This window comes from Dactylosporangium sp. NPDC051485, assembly GCF_040682015.1.
Lineage (GTDB): Bacteria > Actinomycetota > Actinomycetes > Mycobacteriales > Micromonosporaceae > Dactylosporangium.
This window is the reverse complement of sequence record NZ_JBFAZW010000124.1, coordinates 1-21,654: the sequence shown is the minus strand read 5'-3', so window position 1 is coordinate 21,654 and position 21,654 is coordinate 1. Positions and strand designations below refer to the sequence as shown.

Sequence of the window (21,654 nt, the reverse complement as noted above, 5' to 3'; positions counted from 1 at the left end):
GGCTAACCTAAACAATGGGGAGGATCATGGACGGGATCGCGCTCGTCACCGGGGCCGGCCGCGGCATCGGCCGGGCCGTGGCGCTGGCGTTCGCGGCCGGCGGGACCCGGGTCGCCGCCGTGGACCGCGACGGCGACGCGGTGGGCGAGCTCGCCGCCGGGCACGACGGGATCGCCGGCATCGCCGCCGACGTGGCCGTCGCGGCCGAGGTCGACGCGCTCGTCGAGCGGGCCGAGGCCGAGCTGGGGCCGATCGGGGTCCTGGCCAACGTCGCCGGGATCCTGCGCACCGGGCCGGTCGTCGGCTTCGGCGACGCCGACTGGGCCGACACGTTCGCCGTCAACACGGCCGGGGTGTTCCACGCCAGCCGCGCGGTCGCCCGGCGGATGGTGCCCCGCCGGTCCGGCGTCATCGTCACCGTCTCCTCCAACGCGGCCGGCGTGCCGCGGGCCGGGATGGCCGCCTACGCCGCGTCGAAGGCGGCCGCCACCCACTTCACCAAGAGCCTCGGGCTGGAGCTGGCGCCCTTCGGCATCCGCTGCAACGTGGTCGCGCCCGGGTCGACCGACACGCCGATGCAGCGGGCCCTGTGGGGGCCGGACGGGGCGGCCGCGGTCGTCGCCGGCGACCCAGCGGCGTTCCGGGCCGGCATCCCGCTCGGCCGGCTCGCCGAGCCCGGCGACATCGCCGACGCCGTGCTCTTCCTCGCCTCCGAGCGGGCCCGGCACATCACCATGCACGACCTGTACGTCGACGGCGGGGCAACGCTGCGCGCCTGAGCGCCGGCCGAAGGGAGCAACCACCAGTGACCACCGCCTCCGTCTCCGTGGAGACCGAGTCCGATCTCGTTGCGCAGTACCGCCCCGGCGCCTCGTCGGTGTTCGCGTCGCCGCGCGGCACGCTGCTCGCCGAAGGGACGTACTTCACCGTGCCCCCGTCCGGCCGCCCCGACGGCCTGGCCGACCTCGACCGCCGCGTCCGCGCGGTGCTCGGCGTGGCCGAGGCGGCCGGGCACCCGGTCCGCGCCGTGGTCGGGGCGGTGCCCTTCGCCCCCGGCGGCCGGGACCACCTCGTCGTGCCGATGCGCCTGCGCCGCGGCGCCCCGCCCGGGGCCGGGCGGGGCGTGCGGGCCGCCGGCACCGTCGGGATCCGGGGGCTGCGGCCCGCGCCCGAGCCGGCCCGCTACGCCGAGGCCGTCGCCCGCGCCGTACGGCACATCGACGCCGGCGCCTACACCAAGGTCGTGCTGGCCCGCTCGCTGCGGGTCGACGCGCCCGGCTTCGACCCCGCCCCAGTGGTGCGGGCGCTGGCCGCGGGGGATCCCTCGGCGCACACCTTCGGCATCGACGTCGGCGGCGGGCGCACGCTGCTCGGGGCGAGCCCGGAGCTGCTGGTCTCCCGCCGGGGGCGGCGGGTCGTCGCGCACCCCCTCGCGGGCTCGGCGCCGCGCAGCGCCGACCCGGCCGAGGACGCCCGCCGCGCCGCCGCCCTGCTGCGTTCGGCGAAGGACCGCCACGAGCACGCCGTGGTCGTCGACGCGGTGGCCGGCGCGCTGCGGCCCTACTGCGCCGAGCTGAGCGTGCCGGCCGGGCCCGCGCTGGTGCGCACGTCCACCATGTGGCACCTCGGCACCGTCGTGGCCGGCACCGTCGCCGACCCGGAGGTGAGCGCCCTCGCGCTCGCCACCGCGCTGCACCCGACCCCGGCCGTGTGCGGCACCCCGACCGCCGCCGCCCGCGCCGCGATCGGCGAGCTCGAGGCCTTCGACCGCGGCCTCTACACCGGCCTGGTCGGGTGGGTCGACGCCGAGGGCGACGGCGAGTGGGCGGTCACCATCCGCTGCGCCCTGGCCGACCCCGGCGGGCTGGACCTCTACGCCGGGGCCGGGATCGTCGCCGGCTCCGACCCGGCGGCCGAGCTGGCCGAGACGTCCGCCAAGCTCGGCACGATGCTGGCCGCGCTCGGCCTGGCCGCGGAGAGCGCCGATGTGGCCTGAGGAGTTCGCCCGGCGGTACCGCGAGCAGGGCTACTGGACCGGCCAGACCTTCGACGACCTGCTGCGCTCGCGGGCCGGCCGGCATCCGCAGCGCGTCGCGATCGTCGACGGGCAGCGGCGGGTCACCTACGGCGAGCTGCGCGACCGCGCGCTGCGCCTGGCCGCCGGGCTGCACCGCATCGGGGTGCGCCGCGGCGACCGGGTGGTGGTGCAGCTGCCCAACCGCGCCGAATACTTCGACGTCATCTTCGCGCTGTTCCGCCTGGGCGCGCTGCCGGTCTTCGCGCTGCCGGCCCACCGGGCCGCGGAGATCGGCTACTTCTGCGCCCACACCGAGGCGGTCGCCTTCATCACCACGGACGTGCACGAGGGCTTCGACCACCGCACCCTGGCGGCGGCCGCGGCCCCGGCGGTCACCATCGTGGCCGGCGAGCCCGACATCCACATTGGACTGTCGACGCTGTACGCCGCTCCGTTCGAGGGCGAGGGCCCCACGGCGGACGAGGTGGCCTTCCTGCAGCTGTCGGGCGGGAGCACCGGGTTGCCGAAGCTCATCCCGCGCACCCACGACGACTACCTGTACAGCGTGCGGGCCAGCGCCGAGATCTGCGGCCTGACCGCGGACAGCGCCTACCTCGCCGCGCTGCCGGTCGCGCACAACTTCACGATGTCCTCGCCCGGGGTGCTCGGCGCGCTGCATGCCGGCGGCCGGGTTGTCCTCGCCCGGCGGCCCGACCCCGCGACCGTCCTGCCGCTCGTCGCGGCCGAGCGGGTCACGATCACGGCCGCGGTACCGCCGCTGGCCCTGCTGTGGCTCGACGCCGTCGCCGCCATGGACCCCGGGCCGGACCTGAGCAGCCTGGAGGTGCTCCAGGTCGGCGGGGCCAAGCTCGGCAGCACCGTCGCCGCCCGGGTCGCCCCGACCCTCGGCTGCCGCCTGCAGCAGGTCTTCGGCATGGCCGAGGGCCTGGTCAACTACACCCGCCTCGACGACCCCGACGACGTCGTGCTGCACACCCAGGGGCGCCCGATCAGCCCCGACGACGAGATCCGCATCGTCGACGACGAGGACCGCCCGGTGCCCGACGGCAGCCCCGGGCACCTGCTCACCCGCGGCCCGTACACCATCCGCGGCTACTACCGGGCCGCCGCGCACAACCGCGAGGCGTTCACCGCCGACGGCTTCTACCGCACCGGCGACGTGGTCCGCCGCCGCGACGACGGCTACCTCGTCGTGGAGGGGCGGGCCAAGGACCAGATCAACCGGGGCGGCGAGAAGATCGCCGCCGAGGAGGTGGAGAACCACCTGCTGACCCACCCCGCCGTGCACGACGCCGCCGTGGTCGCCGTGCCCGACGCGTACCTCGGCGAGCGCACCTGCGCCTTCGTCGTGCCCCGGGCCGGGCAGGACCCGCCCACCCTGCCCGCCCTGCGCCGGCACCTGCACGAGCGGGGCCTGGCCGGCTACAAGATCCCGGACCGCCTGCAGGTCCTCGAGAAGTTCCCGTTCACCGGCGTCGGCAAGGTCAGCCGGCGCGAGCTGCGCGCGGCCCTGCGCGCTCTTCAGGAAGGCTGAAGCCCCCGTGCTGCCTCGCATCACCCCGTACCCCGTGCCCACCGGCTTCGGGCTGGCCGACGCCCGCGTGCCCTGGCGGCCCGCCCCTTCGCGCGCGGTCCTGCTGGTGCACGACATGCAGCGGTACTTCCTGGCCCCCTTCGGCACCGCCGACCAGGCGCTGCTGGGCCGGGTGGTGGACAACATCAACGCGCTGCGCGAGCTCGCCGCCGAGCTCGGCATCCCGGTCGTGTTCTCGGCCCAGCCGGGCGGCCAGAGCCGGGCCGAGCGCGGCCTGCTGCAGGACTTCTGGGGCGACGGCCCGCCGCCGGACGAACGAGCGCTGGCCATCGTCGACGCGCTCGCCCCCGCCCCCGGCGACGTGCGGATTACCAAGCGCCGCTACAGCGCCTTCGTCGGCACCCCGCTCGCCGACGTGCTGGGCCGCCGCGACCAGCTCGTCATCACCGGCGTCTACGCGCACATCGGCGTGCTCGCCACGGCCCTGGACGCGTTCATGCGCGACCTGCAGCCGTTCGTCGTCGCCGACGCCGTCGCCGACTTCAGCCCCACCCACCACCGCGACGCCCTGTGCCACGTCCGCGACCGCTGCGGCGTCGTGGCCACCGCCGCCGAGCTCACCTTCAGCTGAGAGGTTCGAGATGGACCCTGTGTACGACGTCGTGGGCATCGGCTTCGGCCCGTCCAACCTCGCGCTGGCGATCGCGATCGAGGAGCACAACGCGACCGCCCCCGAGCCCGTCCGCGCCGTGTTCCTGGAGCGGCAGGAGAGCTTCGGCTGGCATCGGGGCATGCTCTTCGAGGACGCCACCATGCAGGTGTCGTTCCTCAAGGACCTGGTGACCCTGCGCAACCCGGCCAGCGGCTACAGCTTCGTGTCCTACCTGCACGCCCAGGGCCGGCTGGCCGACTTCATCAACTACAAGACGATGTACCCGCTGCGCGTGGAGTTCCACGACTACCTGCGGTGGGCCGCGGACCGCGTCGGCGTGCCCGTGCGCTACGGCCACACCGTCACCGACGTCGTGCCGGTCGAGGGCGGCGAGCTGCTCGAGGTCGTCACCGGCCCGCGCCGCGTGCGGGCCCGCAACGTGGTCGTGGCCGTCGGGTTGGAGCCGAGCCTGCCGCCCGGCGTGGCACCGGCCGAGCGGGTCTGGCACAACCTCGACATCCTGCACCGCGCCGAGGCCTTCGCCGTGCCTGCGCCGAGCCGCTTCCTGGTGGTGGGCGCCGGCCAGAGCGCCGCCGAGTCGGTCGCGTTCCTGCACGAGCGTTACCCGACGGCCGAGGTCTGCTCCGTGTTCTTCCGCTACGGCTACAGCCCGGCCGACGACAGCAACTTCGCCAACCGCATCTTCGACCCGTCCGCCGTCGACCTGTACTTCGACGCCCCGGCCGACGTCAAGCGCATGCTCTTCGACTACCACCGCAACACCAACTACTCGGTCGTCGACGGCGAGCTCATCACCGACCTCTACCGCCGGGCGTACCGCGAGCAGGTCCTCGGCCGCCCCCGCCTGCGCATGCTCAACGCCTCGCGGATCGCCACCCTGGACGCCCGCCCCGACGGGGTGACCGCCGTGGTCGAGCACCTGCCCTCCGGCGCGCGCACGGAGCTGCCGGCCGACGTCATCGTCTACGCCACCGGCTACCGGCCCGTCGACGCGCTGGCCCTGCTCGGCGCGGCCGCCGGGCACTGCCGCCGCGACGAGGAGCGCCTGCCGCTCGTCGGCCGGGACTACCGGGTGGCCACCGACGACGGTTTGCGGGCCGGGGTCTACCTGCAGGGCGGCACCGAGCACGCGCACGGCATCACCTCGACCCTGCTCTCCGCCGTCGCGGTCCGCGCGGGCGAGATCACCGCCTCGATCGCCGGCCGCCGCCCCGCCGATGCCGGGGCGGCCCCGCGTCCGCTGGTGAACACGGCGCGCTGAGTGACCCGGCGAAGCCGAGCGGCACCGTTCCTCCCGTCGGCGCCGAGCCGCCGCTGGCCGGCGGCGCGATGGCCGGAGGCCGGGCCCGCTGTCAGACCGCGATCTCGGCCAGTGCCGCCAGGACGTCCTCGGCACGTCCTCGGCCAGCAGGCTGTCAGACCGCGATCTCGGCCAGCGCCGCCGGGACGTCCTCGGCCAGCAGGCCGGGCAGGAAGCCGATCAGGTCCAGGGTGAAGCGGACCATGCCCGCGGCCGGGGCGGCCACCCGCACCGGGGCGCCCCGGTCGCTGAACACCGTGATCACCCGGTCCAGGCACAGCAGGCCGGCGCTGTCCAGGAACGTCGTCTCGGAGAGGTCCACGACGACGCCGGTCGAGGCGCGGACGCTCACGAGCACGTCGCGCTCGACGAGGGGCGCGGTGGCGTGGTCGATCTCGCCGACCAGCTGGACGACCTCGCAACCTCCGGCGCAGTACACCCGGACCTGACGCTCGCCGCTCACTCTGCACGCCTTCCGGGGCTGACGGTGCGGCGCATCAGGACCGTGGTGCCGGCGCCGCGGTCGATCACCAGGTCGTGCATGACCCGGCCGATCAGCGTCAGGCCGCGGCCCCGCTGCAGGGCGGAGCGGGGCGGGCGCCACTGGCCGGAGTCGGCCACCCGGACCGCGACCGCGTCGCCGTCGACCTGGGCGAGCACCCCGACCGACCGCCCCTCGTCGAAGTCGTAGCCGTGCTCGATGGCGTTGGCCACCGCCTCGGCCGTGGCCAGCACGATGCCGAACCGGTCGTAGTCGCCGACGCCCTGGGCGGCCAGCCAGCGCTCCAGCGCCGCGCGCAGCCCGGCCAGCTCCGACATGCGGGCCGGGACCTCGGCCCGGAACGGCGCCGCGTCGGCGAAGTCCAGGGCGAGCAGGCACATGTCGTCGTCGCCGGCCGGCCGCATCGCGTCGCTGAGCCGGCCGGCCAGCGCGGGCAGCGGGGTCTGCCGGTGCTCGGCGGCCAGCTCGGCCAGCCGGTCGAGGCGCTGCTGCAGCCGCTCGCCGCGGCGCTCCACGAGGCCGTCGGTGTAGAGCAGCAGCCGCGAGCCGCGGGGCACGGTGAGCGACGCCTCGGCGCGGGCCCGGCCGGCCGCGGTGGCGCCCAGCGGGCCGGAGCGGGCCCGCCACAGGTAGGTCGGCACCCCGCCCGGCTCGATCAGCAGCGGCGGCAGGTGCCCGGCGCAGGCGTATCGCAGCTCGCCGCTGTCCAGCGACAGCTCCGCGTAGGCGAGCGTCGTCATCTGCCCGGCCGCGAACGAGGCGACGAACTCGTCCATGTGCCGCAGCACCGCGGCCGGCCCGTCCTGGGCGGTGGCCAGGGCGCGCACGGCGCTGCGCAGCTGGCCCATGGCGCTGGCCGCGTGCAGGCCGCGCCCGACCACGTCGCCGACCACGATGCCGACGCTCTCGGCCGAGGTGGCGAAGACGTCGTACCAGTCGCCGCCGACCTCCAGCGTGTGCACCGCGGGGCGGTACTCGGTCACCACGCGGTACCGCGGATCCTGCGGGCACGTCCCGGACAGCAGGCTGCGCTGTAGCGTGTCGGCGACCTCCCGGTCCCGCTCGGCCAGCCGCGCGTTGTCCAGCGACAGCGCGGCCCGGTCGGCGAGGTCGGCCAGGAAGTCGGGCCCGACGCCGGCCCGCCCGGCACTGCCGGGGGTGTCCTGCTCCGCGGCGGTCAGCAGCAGCGTGCCGAGGACCGTGTCGCGGGCCCGCAGCGGCAGCACCATGGCCCGCCGGCCGTCGGTGGCGATGAGCGGCACCCCGGTCAGCCGGCCGGCCCGCCCGGCCGTGTGCACGGCGGCGAGCACGTCGGTGGGGACGGTCCAGCCGTCGGCGCCCCCCGGCGCCGAGGCCTGTCAGCCGGCCTCCTCCAGGTCGATCTGGGCGTACCCGGCGATCTCCGGGACCAGCAGCTCGACCAGGCGGCGGGCCCGGCCCGCGCAGCCGGCGGTCTCGGCGAGGGCGCGGCTGAGCCGGGCCAGGAAGCCCGACTGCCGGGCCCGCCGGGTGGTCTCCTCCAGCAGCCGGATGCGGTCCAGGGCCTGCCCGGCCTGCCGCCCGATGGTGCGCATGAGCTCGATCGCCCCGTCGTCCAGCGCGTCGGCGCCGCCGAACTCGAAGGACACCACCCCGAGCACCCGCACGTCGGCCACCAGCGGGGTGACGATCCGCACGCCGCCCGCGGCGGCGTCCACCACGACGTCGAGCCGCCCGGCCGCCTGCGCCTCCGGGCCGGGGTCGTCGAGCGAGACCAGCGGCCCCGCCCCGGCCAGCGGGCGCAGCGCGGCCGCCGTCTCGTCCAGCAGGAACACCCGGGTCCGGGTGGCCGCGAAGGCCTCGGCGCCGACCCGCTCGATCGGCCCGGCGATCTCCTCGGCCCGCTCCAGCGCGGCGCAGCGCAGCACCGTGTCCTGCAGCAGCCGGACCCGGGTCGCGTTGCGCTCGGCCCGGCGCCGCTCGGCGAGCAGTTCCCGCTCGTAGGCACGCCGGTCGGCGGCGTCGAACACGGTCAGTCCCGCACGAAGGAGGGCACGGTGTTGCGTTCCGCAACGCTCACGTGCGGTGACGCTACCCGGGCTCACCGTGCGGAGTAAAGTACGCGGCGGCCTGAAGCTGGTCGGGCCCGGCGGCCCGGCTCATCCCGGGCGCAGGTGGCCGTCACAGCTGCCGTCGGTCGACTTCGTGCCGTCCGGGCAGACCACGTTCACCCAGGTGGTGCCGCCAAGGCGGGCGCCGTCGAGGCGGGCGCCGCGCAGGTTGGAGTCGGTGAGCGTGGCGCCGGTCAGGTCGGCCCCCCGAGCGTCGGCGCCGTGCAGGTCGGTCCGCACGAAGGCGACCGCGCGCAGGTCGGCGCCGCGCAGCCGGGCCTGGGCCAGCCCGACGTCGGTCAGCGTGCTGTCGCGCAGGTCGGCGCCGCCGAGGTCGGCCCGGGTCAGCTTCACGCCGGTGAACTCGGCCGACCGGGCCACCGCCAGGCTGAGATCGGCGCCGGTCAGGTCCACGTCGGTCATCGCGCCGTCGCGCAGCGTGGCCCGGTGCAGGTTGGCCCCGCTCAGGTTGGCCGAGCCGACGGGGCCGTCCACCGTGGACCGCTCGAGGTTCGCGCAGCGCAACGGCTTGCCGTCGAGGTCGACCGCGGTGACCGTCTGCCCGCCGAGGTCCGCCGCCCGGTCGGCGGTGCAGCGCCGCCCGTGGTCGGCGCCGTGCCCGCGCCCGAGCACCAGCGCCCCGGCGACCAGGGCGACCGCCATGAGGGTGAGCGCGCCGACGGTGCGCCGGGTCGGCATGCCTCCATGGTGGCCGGCGCCGGCGCCCCGGCCGGATGAGCCGCCGGGTGTTACCTTGCGGTAATGACGAGAGCGCTGGTGCTCGGTGGCGGCGGCATGACCGGCATCGCCTGGGAGTTCGGGATCCTCGAGGGCCTGCGCCGGGCCGGCGTCACCCTGGCCGACGCGGACGTGATCATCGGTACGTCGGCCGGCTCCGTCGTCGGCGCGGTGCTCGCCGCCGGGGTCGACCTGGCCGACGCGGTCGCATACCAGCGCGCGGCGGCGGTCGGCGCCGCCCCGGCCGTCGACGTGACCCCGGCGCTGGCCGCGTTCGCGCTGCTGGCCGACCGCTCGCGTCCCCGCGCCGAGGCGATGGCCGAAGTCGGCCGGATGGCCCTCGCCGCGCCGACCGGCGACGAGGCGGCCCACGTCGCCCGGCTGCGCGCCCAGCTGCCGGTGGCCGAGTGGCCCGACCGCGACCTGCGCATTGCCGCCGTGGACACCGCGGACGGCGAGCCGGCGATCTTCGACCGGGCCGGTGGGGCGCCGCTGCCGCTCGCCGTGGCCGCCAGCTGCGCCGTGCCGTGCGTGTTCCCGCCGGTGACGATCGGCGAGCGGCGGTACATGGACGGCGGCGTGCGTTCGGGCACCAACGCAGATCTCGCCGCCGGGGCCGCCGCGGTGATCGTGGTGGCCCCGATGGGCGCGCTGCTGGCCCCCGTCATCCGGCGGGAGATCGCCGCCACGGGCGCGCACCGCAGCCTGGTCGTCGAGCCCGACGAGCAGGCGGTCGAGGCGATCGGCCCCAACGTGCTCGACCCCTCCCGGCGGGCCGCGGCCGTCGACGCCGGCCTGCGCCAGGGCGCGGCGCTGGCCACCGCTGCCCGAGAGGTGTGGGCCGGCTAACGCCCCAGCAGCGCGCCGACCAGCTCGCCCAGGGGGCCGCTCAGGTCCTCCTCGCCGGCCGACATCAGCGGCTCGAGGGCCCCGGAGACGCGCAGCAGCACGATGCCCAGCGACGCGGCCAGCACCATCTGCGCCCGCAGCAGCGTCTCGTCGTCGCCGGGGCGCCACCCGGCCGCCGCGGCCAGGCGCTCGGCCGAGGTGCGCAGCACGCCGCGGCGGATCTCGTCGGCGCGCTCGTCGCCGGAGGAGCGCAGCAGCAGCATGAGCTGGCCCGTGGGGCCGTGCGGGCCGACGGTGGCGACCTGGGCGGCGATGATCTGCGGCACGCGATCCAGAGCAACGTCGCCCGCCTCGTGGCGGAGCTCGTCGACCGCCGCGGTCAGGCAGGCCTCGAACAGGCCCTCCTTGGACTCGAAGTAGCGGGCGATGAGGGCGACGTTGACGCCCGCCTCGTCGGCGATGTCGCGCAGGGTCGTGGTGTTGTAGCCGTCCCGCGCGAAACGGTCGCGGGCCGCCTCCAGCAGCAGCCGTCGGGTCTTCGCGGCGTCCCGGCGGCGGGGCCGGGTGTCGGGGGCGGCGGTCATGATCCCAGGGTACCCAGGCCCGTCGTGTGATGTAAACCATCGTTGACTTAGCTTCGCCGGGCGCACTAGGTTCAAGTCAACATTCGTTTACTTATCCTCCGGGGACCCTCATGACCGAGACACGAACCGGGCGGCACGGCAACTCCACGCTGGTGGTGCTGTTCCTGTCGCTGGGCGGCCTGGCCTTTTCGGTGCTGCAGTCGCTGGTCGCGCCGGCGCTGCCGGTCATCGGCCAGGACCTGCACGCCTCCACCGGCGACGTCAGCTGGATCCTGACCGCCTACCTGCTGGCCGCCTCGGTCCTCACGCCGATCCTGGCCCGGCTCGGCGACATGGTGGGCAAGCGCCGCGTGCTGCTCGTCGTGCTGCTCATCCTGGCCGCCGGCACGCTGGCCGCCGCCCTGGCGCCGAACCTCGGCGTGCTCATCGCGGCCCGTGCCCTGCAGGGTGCGGCCGGCGCGATCCTGCCGCTGTCCATCGGCATCGTGCGCGACGAGCTGCCCCGCGAGCGGGTCGGTGTGACCGTCGGGCTGCTCTCGGCGATCTTCGGCATCGGTGCGGGCCTGGGCATCGTGGCCGCCGGCCCGATCGTCGACCACCTGTCATGGCAGTGGCTGTTCTGGCTGCCGCTGGTGCTCATCGCCGTGGCCCTGGCCGGCGTGGCGTTCGGCGTGCCGGAGTCGCCGGTGCGCACCCCGGGCCGCCTCGACGTGCTCGGCGCGGTCATCCTGTCGGCGTCGCTGGTGGCGCTGCTGCTGGCGATCAGCAAGGGCCGGGAGTGGGGCTGGGGCGAGCCGAAGACCGTCGTGCTGCTGGCCGCCGGCGTCGTCCTGCTCGTCGTCTTCGCCCTCGTCGAGCTGCGCATGAGCAGCCCGCTCATCGACATGCGCCTGATGGGCATCCGTGGCGTGTGGACCACCAACGTGGTCGGCCTGACCTTCGGCTTCGCGATGTTCGGCACGTTCCTGCTCATCCCGACGCTGCTCGAGCTGCCCGAGGCGACCGGCTACGGCTTCGGCAAGACGGTCTCCGAGGCCGGGCTGTTCCTGCTGCCGACCACGCTCATGATGCTCGTCTTCGGGCCGCTGTCCGGCCTGCTGGAGCGCCGCTTCGGGCCGAAGGTGCCGCTGACCCTGGGCGCGGTCGCGGTGGTCGTCGCCTTCGCCGTCCCGGCCCTGGCCCACGGCGCGCTGTGGCACCTGCTGCTGTCGGGCGTGCTCACCGGCATCGGCATCGGCCTGGTTTTCGCGGCTATGTCCAACGCCATCATCGAGACCGTGCCGGCCACCCAGACCGGCGAGGCCACCGGCGTCAACGCCATCGTGCGGACCGTCGGCGGCAGCATCGGCAGCGCGGTCGTGGCCGCCGTCGTGACCTCCGACACCACCCCGCGCGGCCTGCCGACCGACCGCGCGTTCACCACCGGCTTCTGGGTCTGCGCGGGCGTCGCCGCCCTGGCCGTGGTGGCCGCCCTCGCCCTGCCGGGCGCCCGGCGCCGCCACGACGAGGCGGTCGCGCACGGCGTGACCGACCTGCCGGAGCAGGAGCGGGTCAGCTCCTGAGGCCGGCCATGACCGACACGCCGAACGCCGTCAGGTCCTCGACCAGCGGCTCCGGCGGGTCGGTCATGCCGTGCCAGACCCAGTCGATGATGACCTCGCTCACCCCCGCGATCAGCGCCAGGAGCACCCGCTCGCAGCGCGTCGGATCGCGGGGGACGGGCAGCACCGGCCGGGCCGGCTCGCCGAGGAACCGCGCGTCCCGGCGCAGCACGCCCCGCCGGTGCAGCTCCATCCGCGGCGCGCATGCCGCCCTGGCCGCGGGCCCGGACCGACTCGTCCAGCTCGTACCCGGCCGCCTCGATGCCTCGCCCTCATGACCGGCACCTTCACCCGCACCGCGGCCTGGGACCTGGCTCTGTGGTCCCCGCTCTTTCTGGTCTGGGGGCTGCTCTGGGCGGCGACCGCACTGACCTACAGCCGTCGGTCACGGTTGTGGCCGATCGCATCGCGGTGATCGCCCGCCGACTCGGACACCAAAACCGGAACGGCCGGCGCAGCCCGCCATCACCGCGGCGGCGGTTCTCGTGGCGTCGAAGGTCTTGCACCGGATGGAAGACTGTCGCCATGAGCGCGCCCCGCCAGCCGGATCTCGCCTGCATCGCCAACCTGCGCGCGCTGTACGAGTCCGACCCGCACGAGCTGGCCGTCGTCGTGCTGTGGCTGGGCTGCGCGGCGACCGCGCACGAGCCGCGCTCGGTGCTGTACGTAGACAAGGTGTTCCGCCAGATCGCCCAGGGCGTCCCGCAGCTGCAGCGGGTCTCGCTGCTGCAGGCCTCGCCGCACGCGGCGCCGGTGCGTGACATCGTCTACGAGGCGGTGCAGGTGCTGGAGCACAACCGGCTGGTGCTGTGGCGCTATCACGGCGCCGAGCACGTGAACGAGGAGATCACGCTGACCCGCCTGGGCCGGGCCGCGCTGCTCAGCGGGGACATCCCGCGGTATCTCACCCGCTGACCCCGGGCCGGACGAGCCCTGTCCGGGGCCGCCGCCGATCTGCGTTGAGCCTCACACTGCTTTTCCTATCGGTAAAGTGGTTATGATCGCGGCCATGCGACCCGCGACCCTTCTCCTCGCGGCCGGGCTGAGCGCCGTCCTGGCCACCGCGGCCGGCTGCGCCCCGGCCGACGACACCACCGCGGCGCCCGCGAGCGGCGGTCCCACCAGTGCCGGTGCCTGCGCCCCGGCGCAGCTCAAGACCGTCGCCGCGGGCAAGCTGACCATCGGCACCGACGACCCGGTGTACCCGCCGTGGTTCGCCGACAACAAGCCCGAAAGCGGACAGGGCTTCGAGTCCGCGGTTGCCTACGCCGTGGCGCAGAAGCTCGGCTACGCCAAGGACCAGGTGGCCTGGACCCGTGTCACGTTCAACAACGCGATCGCGCCCGGGCGCAAGACGTTCGACTTCGACATCAACGAGTTCTCCATCACCGACGAGCGCAAGCAGGCGGTGGACTTCTCCTCGCCGTACTACGACGTCACGCAGACCGTCATCGCGCTGAAGAGCTCGAAGATCGCCGGCGCGAAGACGATCGCCGACCTCAAGGGGGCCAAGCTCGGCGCCCAGGTCGGCACGACCAGCTACCGATCGATCACCGAGGTGGTCAAGCCCACGGGCCAGCCGTCGGTGTACAACAACAACGACGACGCCAAGAAGGCGCTGCAGAACGGTCAGATCGACGGGCTCGTCGTGGACCTGCCGACCGCCTTCTACATCACCTCGGCCGAGATCGACAACGCGGTGATCGTCGGGCAGCTGCCGCAGGTGTCGGGCACGCCGGAGCAGTTCGGGCTGGTGCTCGACAAGGGCTCGCCGCTCACCGGCTGCGTGAGCGGGGCGGTCGACGCCCTGCGTTCCGACGGCACGCTGAAGAAGCTCCAGCAGCAGTGGCTCTCGGCGACCCAGGGCGCCCCGGCGCTGAGCTGATGCCGGCGTCCTTTCCGTTCGAGCGTTCTGCGGTCGCGCTCGGGCGCGAGGCGTACCGCCGCCGGCAGACGGTCCTGTCGGTGGCGGTCGCCGCCGTGTCCACCGCCGTGGTGGGCGTGTTGCTGGTCGTGGCCGTCACCGGGGCGCCGGGATGGCCACGGGTGCGGGACAGCTTCTTCGACCCGCACACGGCGCGCGCGGCGCTGCCGGCGGTGCTGCGCGGGCTGTGGCTCAACGTCGAGCTGCTGCTGTTCTGCGCGGCCGGCGCGGTGCTGCTCGGGCTCGGCATCGCGACGCTGCGCACGCTGCGGCGCCCCGTGTTCTTCCCGCTGCGGGCGATCGCGACGGGGTACACGTACAGCTTCCGGGGCCTGCCCCTCATCATCACCATCTACCTCTTCGCCTTCGGGGTGCCCGGCCTGCGGCTGGGCGGCACGCCGGGGGTCCTCGTGCTCGGCGGGGCGGCCCTCGTGCTGACCTACGGCGCCTACATCGCGGAGGTGTTCCGGGCCGGCATCGAGTCGGTCCACCCTTCGCAGCGCGCGGCGGCGCGGTCGCTGGGGCTGACCTACCGCCAGACCATGCGCCACGTGGTGCTCCCGCAGGCGCTGCGGCGCATCGCCCCGCCGCTGCTCAACGACCTCGTGGCGATGCAGAAGGACGTCGGGTTGATCTCGCTGGCCGGCCCGATCGACGCCATCCGGGCCGCGCAGATCGAGACCTCGGTGTCGTACAACTACACCCCGTACGTCGTCGCCGGCGTGCTGTTCGTGCTGCTGGCCATCCCGCTGGTGGCGGTGACCGACTGGGTCACCCTGCGCGCGGCCCGCCGCCAGTCAGGAGATCAGGGCCTATGACCGCCGTCCTGTCCGTCGAGGCCGTGCACAAGCTCTTCGGCGCCCGGCACGTGCTGCGCGGCATCTCCCTCGACGTGGCCGAGCACGAGGTGGTGGCGCTCATCGGGGCCAGCGGCTCGGGCAAGTCCACGCTGCTGCGCTGCGTCAACCTGCTCGAGCCGGTCGACGACGGCACCATCCGGCTGGACGGCGAGGACATCACCGACCCGCGGGTGGACCCCGACCGCGTCCGTCGCCGGGTCGGTCTGGTGTTCCAGGCGTTCAACCTGTTCCCGCACATGACCGTGCTGGCCAACGTGACCCTCGCCCCGCGCCGGGTGCACCGGGTGCCGGCCGCGGAGGCGCGCGACCGGGCGATGGCGCTGCTGGCCCGCATCGGCCTGGAGGGCCTGGCCGGCGCCTACCCGGACCGGCTCTCCGGCGGCCAGCAGCAGCGGGTGGCGATCGTCCGCGCCCTCATGAACTCGCCGCGGCTGCTCCTGCTCGACGAGGTCACCTCCGCGCTCGACCCCGAGCTGGTGGGGGAGGTGCTCGCGCTGGTCCGCGACCTGCGGGCCGAGGGCACGACCATGCTGCTGGCCACGCACGAGATGGCCTTCGCCCGCCAGGTCGCCGACCGGGTCTGCTTCCTCGACGGCGGCACCCTGGTCGAGCAGGGGCCGCCGGAGCAGGTGCTCGGCGACCCCCAGCAGGCCCGGACCCGTCAGTTCCTGTCCCGCCTGGTGAGCTGATCCTGCCTGGTCGGGTTGATCCTGCCTGGGTCAGCCGACCGGCGGCAGGTCGAGGTGCTCGCGCAACGTGGTGCCCTCGTACTCGGTGCGGTACACGCCGCGCTCCTGCAACTGTGGGACGAGCCGGTCCACCACGTCCTCGACCGTGCCCGGCAGCAGCTGCGGCAGCAGGTTGAACCCGTCCACCGCGCCGGTGCGCACGTAGTGCGCCCACTCGTCGGCCACCTGCCCGGGCGTGCCGACGAACGCGCCGTGCCCGGGCGTCACCTCGATGACGAGGTCCCGGATCGACAGGTTGCGCGCGGCGGCCAGTTCCCGCCACTGCCGGACCCGCTCGAGCTTGCCGCTGCGCATCTCGATCGGGATCGTGCCGCGGGACGGGTCGAGCTCCCCGTCGGCCGGCTCGATGTCCGGCAGCGGGCCGTCCGGGTCATAGCCGGACAGGTCCTTGCCCCAGAACTGCTCGAGATAGGCGATGGCCCGCGGGCCGGTGGTCTGCTCGCGGCGGATCCACGCCGCCTTCTCCTCGGCCTCCGCCGCGGTGTCGCCGAGCACGACCGACGCCCCGGGCAGGATGCGCACCGCGTCCGGGGCGCGCCCGTGGGCCACCAGCCGGGCCCGCAGGTCGGTGGCGTAGGCGACCGCCTTGTCGTAGTCGGTGTTGGCCGAGAACACCACGTCGGCGTGGCGGGCGGCCAGGTCGCGCCCGCCGGGGGAGTCGCCGGCCTGGAAGATCACCGGGCGCCCCTGCGGGCTGGCCGGCACGGTCGCCGCCGCGCGCAGGTCGACGAGGTCGGTGTGGCGCTCGACGACCTCGCCGGGCCGGGCCGCCCACAGCGCCTTGGCCGTCTCGACGAACTCGCCGGCCCTCTCGTAGCGCCGCTCGTGCGCCAGCCAGCCGCCGTGGCGGAAGTTGGCCCCGGTCCACGCATTGTCGGTGGTCACGACGTTCCAGCCGGCCCGGCCGCCCGACACCAGGTCGAGGCTCGCCAGGCGCCGGGCCAGATCCGCCGGGAAGTTGTACGTCGTGTTCTGCGTGGCGACCAGCCCGATGCGCTCCGTCGCCGCGGCGAGCGCCGTGAGCTGGGTGATCGCGTCCGGGCGCCCGGCCACGTCGAGGTCGTGGACCCGGCCGCGGTTCTCCCGCACCCGCAGGCCCTCGCCGAGGAAGAACGCGTCGAACAGCCCGCGCTCCAGGGTCTGCGCGACGTGCACGAACGTGTCGATGTGGGTGTGCGACGCGAAGTCCGGCCGCGTCCACAGCAGGTTCGGCCCGACGCCGGTGAAGAAGACGCCGAGGTGCAGCCGGCTCATGCCGTCACCTCCGCTGCGCTCCGGCGCCGGCCTGAGCCAACCCTGTGCCTATTATTCGCGGCCCCTCCGCTTCGCTTCGGACCCCTCATGCTGTTTCCCTTCCGGTGGTGGCGTAGCGGTTCTCGGGGCGGGGCAGGCCGAGCGTCTCGCGCAGGGTGGCGCGCAGCGGCGGCTTGTCCACGGTGGACAGCCACGCCAGGTCGTCGTCGGGCGCCGCCGGGTGCAGCCGCACGCCGTCGACGACGCCGTCCAGGGCGGCGAGCAGTTCCGGCAGGGGCCGCGGGCCGGCGACGTCGGCGAAGACCAGCGGGGCGCCCTCGGCCCGGGCGAGCTCGGCCCGGCGCCGCACCTCGTCGATCGGGCCGTCACCGACCAGCGCCACGTCCAGCCGCCCGGTGACCCCGAGGGTGTCCGCCCCGAGCACGACGAGCTGCCCCTGCGGCGGCCGCGGCGTGATGAGCGGCCCGGCGATGGAGAACGTGGCGCCCTCGAAGTTGACGTGGTGCACCCGGTCGCGGTCCAGGAACCGCCCGCTCGGCACGTCCCGGATCACGGCGTCGTCCTCCCACGAGTCCCACAGCCGCCGCGCCACGTCGATGACGTCGTCGACCTCGCGGCGCAGCCCGGCGGCGTCCAGCGGCGCCCGCCCGATGGTGGCCAGCGCCTCCTCGGTGTTGGCGGCGCCGACCACCCAGGCCGCGCGCCCGAGCGACGCGTGGTCGAGGCTGGCCAGCTGGGTGGCGAGGTGGAACGGCTCGGTCGCGGTGACGTGCAGCTGCGGGGCAAGGCCGATCCGCGCGGTACGCCGGGCCAGGAACGCCGCCCGCACCCCCGCCTCGATCCGCGCGCCCCCGCCGATCGGTTCGTCGGCCAGCGTGACGAGCGCGACGCCGGCCTCCTCGGCGGCAGCCGCGGCGCGGGCGAGGGCCTCGATGTCGGCGGGGTCGCGCCCACCGCCGAGCTCCAACGCGACGTGCAGGGTCATGGTCGGGCTACCTCCAATGCCTCGTGTGGTGATGTCTCGTCGGACGGCCGGTCCCGGTCCCGGTCGCGGCCCGGCCGGTCGCGGTCGGCGATGGCGAAGACGAGCGCGAGCAGCACCAGGCCGAGGCACAGCAGCACGCCGTGCAGCAGTGCGGTCCGGCCGTCGGCGGCCCCGCCGAGGAAGAGCGCGGTGGCCGCGGCGATGCCGACGGCGGCCGCGAGGCGCTGCGAGAGTTGCAGGATCGCCGCGCTCAGGCCGTTGGCGCCGGGCGGGGCGTGCTCGAGGGTGAGCGCCTGGTTGGGGGCGTTGACGAGCCCGCCGGCCACGCCGGTGACGAGCTGCCCGGCGGCGAGCGCGACGATCAGCGCGGTGTCCGAGCCCGACCGGCCGGGTAGCAGCGCCACGGCGGCGGCGTCCACCCCGACGCCGGCGACCGCCGCCACGAGCGCGACGGTCACGCCGGGCCGGCCGTAGCGGGCCACCATGGACGCGCCGAGGGCCGAGGCGGCGGCGAAGCCGAGCGCGCTGGGCAGCGACATGGCCGCGGCGGCGAGCGGTGGCAGGCCGAGGTCCTCCTGCAGGTACAGCGAGAGCACGAGGTTGAGCGCGAGGGTGGCGCCGAAGTAGCACATGGCCACGAGGGTGCCGAGCACGTAGCCGCGGCTGCGGATCAGCGCCGGCAGCAGCAGCGCGGTGCGGCCCCGCGCGGTGTAGCGCCGCTCCCAGGCGACCAGCCCCGCCACGGCCAGCGCGGCGAGGACCGCCCAGCGCCAGCCGCCGGGGGTGCCGACCAGCGGCAGGATCGCGCCCAGGGTGGCCACCCCGAGCAGCAGCAGCCCGGGCAGGTCCAGGTCGGTCCGGCGGGCGGACGGGCGGCCGGGCGGCAGCACGCGCAGCGCGAGCGGGATCGTGACGAGGGCGAAGGGCAGGTTGGCCAGCAATACCAGGCGCCAGCCGGGGTCGGGGCCGGCCAGCTGCAGGATGAGGCCGCCCAGGGGCGGGCCGATCGAGGCGGACAGGCCGCCGATGGCCGCGTAGGCGCCCAGCGCCCGGGCCCGCGCCTTGCCCCGGAAAAGATCCTGGAAGAGGCCGATGATCTGCGGGTTGACCGTGCCCGCGCCGGCGCCCTGGACCAGCCGCGCCGCCGCCACCAGCCAGGCCCGGTCGGCACAGGCGGCGGCGATCCCGCCGGCGGCGAAGAGGGCGATCCCAGCGGCGAAGAACGCCCGCCGGCCGAACATGTCGCCGAGCCGGCCGGCCGGGACGAGCGCCAGGCCGAAGGTGAGCGAGTAGCCGGCCATCACCCACTGCAGGGTGGCGTCGCTCGCGCCCAGGGAGGCGCGCATGGCCGGCAGGTTGACGGTGAGGATGGCCTGGTCCAGCAGGGTTGTCCAGCCCGCGCCGAGGCACACGAGCAGGATCAGGCGGTGCCCGCGGTCCACCCTCAGCGGGCCGCGCGGCCGGAGATCCGGCGCAGCTGCAGGTCCGTGGCCAGCTCCGCCCAGAGCGACGCCTCCTGCGGGCCGGCGCGCCCGGGCGGCTCGTCCGCGAGGCTGAGAAGCCAGTCGACCGGCGCGGTCAGCAGCCTGGTCATGAGTCGCCGCAAGCGCATAGGGACGACGTTATCACTTTTCCTATCGGAAAGATAGGAAAGCCCCTGGGGTTGGTCCTCGGTTACGGCAGGGTCGGCCACTCGCGCGCGGTCCCTCTCCCAGGCGTCACCGGAATGACCCGTGCGGTCGGCAACGGACGCCTTACCATCTCGGCGTGCATCTCACGAATCGCCCGTCCGGCGCCCGGGTGGGCGGCATCTGGCTGCCGGAGCGCAGTGCAGGGGCCGCGGACCGTTTGGCTGAGCGGAGGTGGCGGCGTGGCTGACGTTCGGCCTGGGGTTTTCGGCGTCCTGTTGCGCCAGTGGCGGGAGCGGCGCGCGCTCACCCAGGAGGAGCTCGCGGCGCGGGCCGGGCTGACCGTGAACGCGATCGGTGGTCTGGAGCGCGGGGTGCGGCGGCGGCCGTACCCGCACACGGTCCGCGCCCTCGCCGACGGGCTCGGCCTGACCGAGGCCGAGTTCCAGGAGCTGGCCGCGTCCGTCGCCGCGCCGGCCGTCCCGCCCCCGGCGTCGCGGCTCATCGGCCGGGACGAGGAGGCGGCGGCGATCCTGGGGCTGCTGTCCGCGCGGCGGCTCGTCACGCTCACCGGCCCGGGCGGGGTCGGCAAGACCAGCCTGGCCCTCGACGTCGTGGCGCGGGCCGCCGGGCAGTTCCCGCACGGGCACGTCGTGGTCGAGCTCGCCGCCGTGCGCGACCCGGCCCGGCCGCGTGACTCGGCCCGGCTGCGCGACTCGGCTGGGGTGCTGGAGGAGGCGGCCCGTCGGCTGGGTGTGCCCGAGCGCCGGCCCGGGCCTCTGCTCGACGCGCTCGCCGCCCACCTCGCCGGCCGCCGCCTGCTGCTCGTGCTGGACAACCTGGAGCACCTGCCGGGCGCGGCCGACGCCGTGGCCGCCCTCGTCGCGGCCTGCCCCGACCTGGTTGTGCTGGCCACCAGCCGGTCACCGCTGCGCATCCGGGCCGAGCACGAGGTGGTGGTCGAGCCGCTCGAGGGGCCCGACGCGTGGGCGCTGGACGACCCGGCGGGCGTGGCCGGCGCGCCGGCGGTGGCGATGTTCCTCGACCGGGCCGCCGCCATGGGCGCCCCGCTGACCGTGACCGCGGACAACGCCCCGACCATCGCCGCGATCTGCTGGCGCCTGGACGGCCTGCCGCTGGCCCTGGAGCTGGCCGCCGCCCGGGCCCGGCTGCTGGAGCCGGCCGCCCTGCTGGAGCGGCTGGACGAGGCCATGTCCGCCGGGGCCCTGCGTGACCTGCCGGAGCGGCAGCAGACCGTGCGGGACACGGTCGACTGGAGCCACGACCTGCTCGACGCGGACCAGCGCCGCCTGTTCGCCCGGCTGGCCGCCTTCCGGGCGCCGTTCACGGTGGAGGCGGCCGAGGCGGTCGGCGGCACGGGCCTCGCCGGGCTGACCGCGCTCGTGGAGCAGTCCCTGCTGACCCGCGTGCCGCCGGGGGCCGACGGGCGGACGCGGCTGCGCATGCTGGGGCCGATCCGGCAGTACGCCCGGCAGCGCCTCGCCGCCTCGCCCGACGCCGCGCCGACGGCCGACCGGCACGCGGAGCACTTCCTCGCCGAGTCCCTGGGGGCCGCCGGCGACCTGCGCGGGCCGGGCCTGATCGGGCGGCTCGACGGCCTCGAGCGCTCCCACGCCGACCTGGCCGCGGCGGCCGAGCACCTCCTCGCGGCCGGCCGCGCCGCCGAGGTCGCGGCGATGGTGTGGGCCGTCTGGCCGTACCTCGCCCTGCGCGCCCACGCCACCGAGGCCCTCGGCTGGCTCGGCCCCGCCCTGTCCTCCGGCGGGTCCGGGAGCCCCGCGCTCGCCGCGAGCGGGGTGTTGTCCTACGTCCTGGGAGACCTCGACCGGGCGCGGGCCGACACCGCCACGGCGCTGCGCGCCGGCGCATCCGTGGAGACGGCCGCGTTCGCGGGGCTGGCCGCGGTGTTCGTCGGGGACGGGCCCGGCGCGCGGCGGATCGTGGCGGAGGTGGCCGAGCCGGACGGTGCCGATCCGGCCGGGCGGTGGGCCTGGGCGCTGCTGCTCGGGGTGCGGGCGCAGATCGCCATCCTCGCCGCCGATCTCGCCACCGCCGGGCGCCGGCTGGAAGAGGCCGAGCGGGTCGCCCGCGGCACGGACAACGCGTTCGCCATCGCGCTCGTGCTCAACATGCGGGCCACCGTCGCCGAGGCCGGGGGCGACCTGCCGGCCACCGCCGGCCTGCTCGCCGAGTCGGTGACGCGCTCGGCGGCGGCGGGCAGCCGGTGGACGCTCGCCTACGCGCTGCCCGCGCTCGCCGCGGCGGCCCACCGCCTCGGCGCCCCGCGCGCGGCCGCGGTCCTGCTGGGCGCCGCCGCGACCGTC

22 protein-coding genes are annotated in these 21,654 nt (G+C 75.5%); 12 read left to right on the top strand and 10 right to left on the bottom strand.

Translation table 11 applies throughout. From position 1 onward, the window contains the following. Positions 1-26 precede the first annotated feature (26 nt). The 5 genes from AB0M46_RS43675 to AB0M46_RS43655 are packed head-to-tail and all read left to right on the top strand — an operon-like array spanning position 27 to position 5,506. Positions 27-779 carry a 2,3-dihydro-2,3-dihydroxybenzoate dehydrogenase gene (locus AB0M46_RS43675; RefSeq protein ID WP_363346132.1) on the top strand — a complete coding sequence of 251 codons (753 nt, stop codon included), beginning with the start codon at positions 27-29 and terminating at the stop codon, positions 777-779. Positions 780-805: 26 nt separating this feature from the next. Then, complete coding sequence (locus tag AB0M46_RS43670) at positions 806-1,996, top strand: isochorismate synthase (protein WP_363346130.1); 1,191 nt, start codon at positions 806-808, stop codon at positions 1,994-1,996. Further along, positions 1,986-3,572, top strand: a complete 1,587-nt coding sequence (locus tag AB0M46_RS43665; protein ID WP_363346128.1) for a (2,3-dihydroxybenzoyl)adenylate synthase — start codon at positions 1,986-1,988, stop codon at positions 3,570-3,572. Before AB0M46_RS43670 ends, AB0M46_RS43665 begins: the two co-directional genes overlap by 11 nt. A gap of 7 nt (positions 3,573-3,579) precedes the next feature. Further along, positions 3,580-4,203 carry an isochorismatase family protein gene (locus AB0M46_RS43660; RefSeq protein ID WP_363346126.1) on the top strand — a complete coding sequence of 208 codons (624 nt, stop codon included), beginning with the start codon at positions 3,580-3,582 and terminating at the stop codon, positions 4,201-4,203. A 10-nt stretch (positions 4,204-4,213) separates the two neighbouring features. Next, positions 4,214-5,506, top strand: coding sequence for a SidA/IucD/PvdA family monooxygenase (locus tag AB0M46_RS43655; protein WP_363346124.1), 1,293 nt, complete (start codon positions 4,214-4,216; stop codon positions 5,504-5,506). A 154-nt stretch (positions 5,507-5,660) separates the two neighbouring features. On the opposite strand, the gene AB0M46_RS43650 is transcribed toward AB0M46_RS43655, so the two are convergent. From AB0M46_RS43650 to AB0M46_RS43635, 4 genes are all read right to left on the bottom strand, one after another. Further along, positions 5,661-6,008 carry an STAS domain-containing protein gene (locus AB0M46_RS43650; RefSeq protein WP_363346122.1) on the bottom strand — a complete coding sequence of 116 codons (348 nt, stop codon included), beginning with the start codon at positions 6,006-6,008 and terminating at the stop codon, positions 5,661-5,663. Next, positions 6,005-7,357 (bottom strand): SpoIIE family protein phosphatase, encoded by a 1,353-nt coding sequence (locus AB0M46_RS43645; RefSeq protein WP_363346120.1) that lies wholly within the window; start codon positions 7,355-7,357, stop codon positions 6,005-6,007. The genes AB0M46_RS43650 and AB0M46_RS43645 overlap by 4 nt, the downstream gene beginning before the upstream one ends. Positions 7,358-7,405: 48 nt before the next feature. Then, positions 7,406-8,056 carry a GAF domain-containing protein gene (locus tag AB0M46_RS43640; protein ID WP_363346118.1) on the bottom strand — a complete coding sequence of 217 codons (651 nt, stop codon included), beginning with the start codon at positions 8,054-8,056 and terminating at the stop codon, positions 7,406-7,408. 129 nt (positions 8,057-8,185) lie between these two features. Next, a complete protein-coding gene (locus AB0M46_RS43635; RefSeq protein ID WP_363346116.1) occupies positions 8,186-8,836 on the bottom strand; it encodes a pentapeptide repeat-containing protein in 651 nt (216 codons plus the stop codon). A gap of 63 nt (positions 8,837-8,899) precedes the next feature. Here AB0M46_RS43635 and AB0M46_RS43630 point away from each other — a divergent pair, with 63 nt between their 5' ends. Next, a complete protein-coding gene (locus AB0M46_RS43630) occupies positions 8,900-9,724 on the top strand; it encodes a patatin-like phospholipase family protein (RefSeq protein ID WP_363346114.1) in 825 nt (274 codons plus the stop codon). Here AB0M46_RS43630 and AB0M46_RS43625 read toward each other — a convergent pair. Next, positions 9,721-10,308 carry a TetR family transcriptional regulator gene (locus AB0M46_RS43625; RefSeq protein WP_363346112.1) on the bottom strand — a complete coding sequence of 196 codons (588 nt, stop codon included), beginning with the start codon at positions 10,306-10,308 and terminating at the stop codon, positions 9,721-9,723. The two genes, AB0M46_RS43630 and AB0M46_RS43625, sit on opposite strands and share 4 nt — an antisense overlap. A 110-nt stretch (positions 10,309-10,418) precedes the next feature. On the opposite strand from AB0M46_RS43625, the gene AB0M46_RS43620 reads away from it, so the two are divergent. Continuing rightward, positions 10,419-11,870: an MFS transporter gene (locus tag AB0M46_RS43620; protein WP_363346110.1), complete on the top strand. Its 1,452-nt coding sequence runs from the start codon at positions 10,419-10,421 to the stop codon at positions 11,868-11,870. Here the strand turns inward: AB0M46_RS43620 and AB0M46_RS43615 are convergent. Then, the gene (locus AB0M46_RS43615; protein ID WP_363346108.1) at positions 11,860-12,102 is read right to left on the bottom strand and encodes a hypothetical protein; all 243 of its coding nucleotides are present in this window, start codon (positions 12,100-12,102) and stop codon (positions 11,860-11,862) included. The genes AB0M46_RS43620 and AB0M46_RS43615 overlap by 11 nt on opposite strands. Positions 12,103-12,434: 332 nt before the next feature. On the opposite strand from AB0M46_RS43615, the gene AB0M46_RS43610 reads away from it, so the two are divergent. The 4 genes from AB0M46_RS43610 to AB0M46_RS43595 all read left to right on the top strand — a co-directional run bounded on the left by AB0M46_RS43610 (position 12,435) and on the right by AB0M46_RS43595 (position 15,382). Then, the gene (locus AB0M46_RS43610) at positions 12,435-12,824 is read left to right on the top strand and encodes a hypothetical protein (protein WP_363346106.1); all 390 of its coding nucleotides are present in this window, start codon (positions 12,435-12,437) and stop codon (positions 12,822-12,824) included. 94 nt (positions 12,825-12,918) lie between these two features. Further along, a complete protein-coding gene (locus tag AB0M46_RS43605; RefSeq protein WP_363346104.1) occupies positions 12,919-13,794 on the top strand; it encodes an ABC transporter substrate-binding protein in 876 nt (291 codons plus the stop codon). Further along, a complete protein-coding gene (locus AB0M46_RS43600) occupies positions 13,794-14,651 on the top strand; it encodes an amino acid ABC transporter permease (RefSeq protein WP_363346102.1) in 858 nt (285 codons plus the stop codon). The genes AB0M46_RS43605 and AB0M46_RS43600 overlap by 1 nt, the downstream gene beginning before the upstream one ends. Then, the gene (locus tag AB0M46_RS43595) at positions 14,648-15,382 is read left to right on the top strand and encodes an amino acid ABC transporter ATP-binding protein (RefSeq protein ID WP_363346100.1); all 735 of its coding nucleotides are present in this window, start codon (positions 14,648-14,650) and stop codon (positions 15,380-15,382) included. The genes AB0M46_RS43600 and AB0M46_RS43595 overlap by 4 nt, the downstream gene beginning before the upstream one ends. Positions 15,383-15,412: 30 nt before the next feature. On the opposite strand, the gene AB0M46_RS43590 is transcribed toward AB0M46_RS43595, so the two are convergent. The 4 genes from AB0M46_RS43590 to AB0M46_RS43575 all read right to left on the bottom strand — a co-directional run bounded on the left by AB0M46_RS43590 (position 15,413) and on the right by AB0M46_RS43575 (position 19,293). After that, positions 15,413-16,696 (bottom strand): LLM class flavin-dependent oxidoreductase, encoded by a 1,284-nt coding sequence (locus AB0M46_RS43590; RefSeq protein WP_363346097.1) that lies wholly within the window; start codon positions 16,694-16,696, stop codon positions 15,413-15,415. An 85-nt stretch (positions 16,697-16,781) separates the two neighbouring features. Continuing rightward, positions 16,782-17,681 (bottom strand): LLM class flavin-dependent oxidoreductase, encoded by a 900-nt coding sequence (locus AB0M46_RS43585; RefSeq protein WP_363346095.1) that lies wholly within the window; start codon positions 17,679-17,681, stop codon positions 16,782-16,784. Next, complete coding sequence (locus tag AB0M46_RS43580; protein ID WP_363346093.1) at positions 17,678-19,123, bottom strand: MFS transporter; 1,446 nt, start codon at positions 19,121-19,123, stop codon at positions 17,678-17,680. The genes AB0M46_RS43585 and AB0M46_RS43580 overlap by 4 nt, the downstream gene beginning before the upstream one ends. Before the next feature lie 2 nt (positions 19,124-19,125). After that, entirely contained in the window at positions 19,126-19,293 is a 168-nt protein-coding gene (locus tag AB0M46_RS43575) for a hypothetical protein (protein WP_363346091.1), read from the bottom strand. Positions 19,294-19,551: 258 nt separating this feature from the next. On the opposite strand from AB0M46_RS43575, the gene AB0M46_RS43570 reads away from it, so the two are divergent. Continuing rightward, a partial coding sequence (locus tag AB0M46_RS43570; protein WP_363346089.1) for a helix-turn-helix domain-containing protein occupies positions 19,552-21,654 on the top strand: 2,103 nt, incomplete at its 3' end.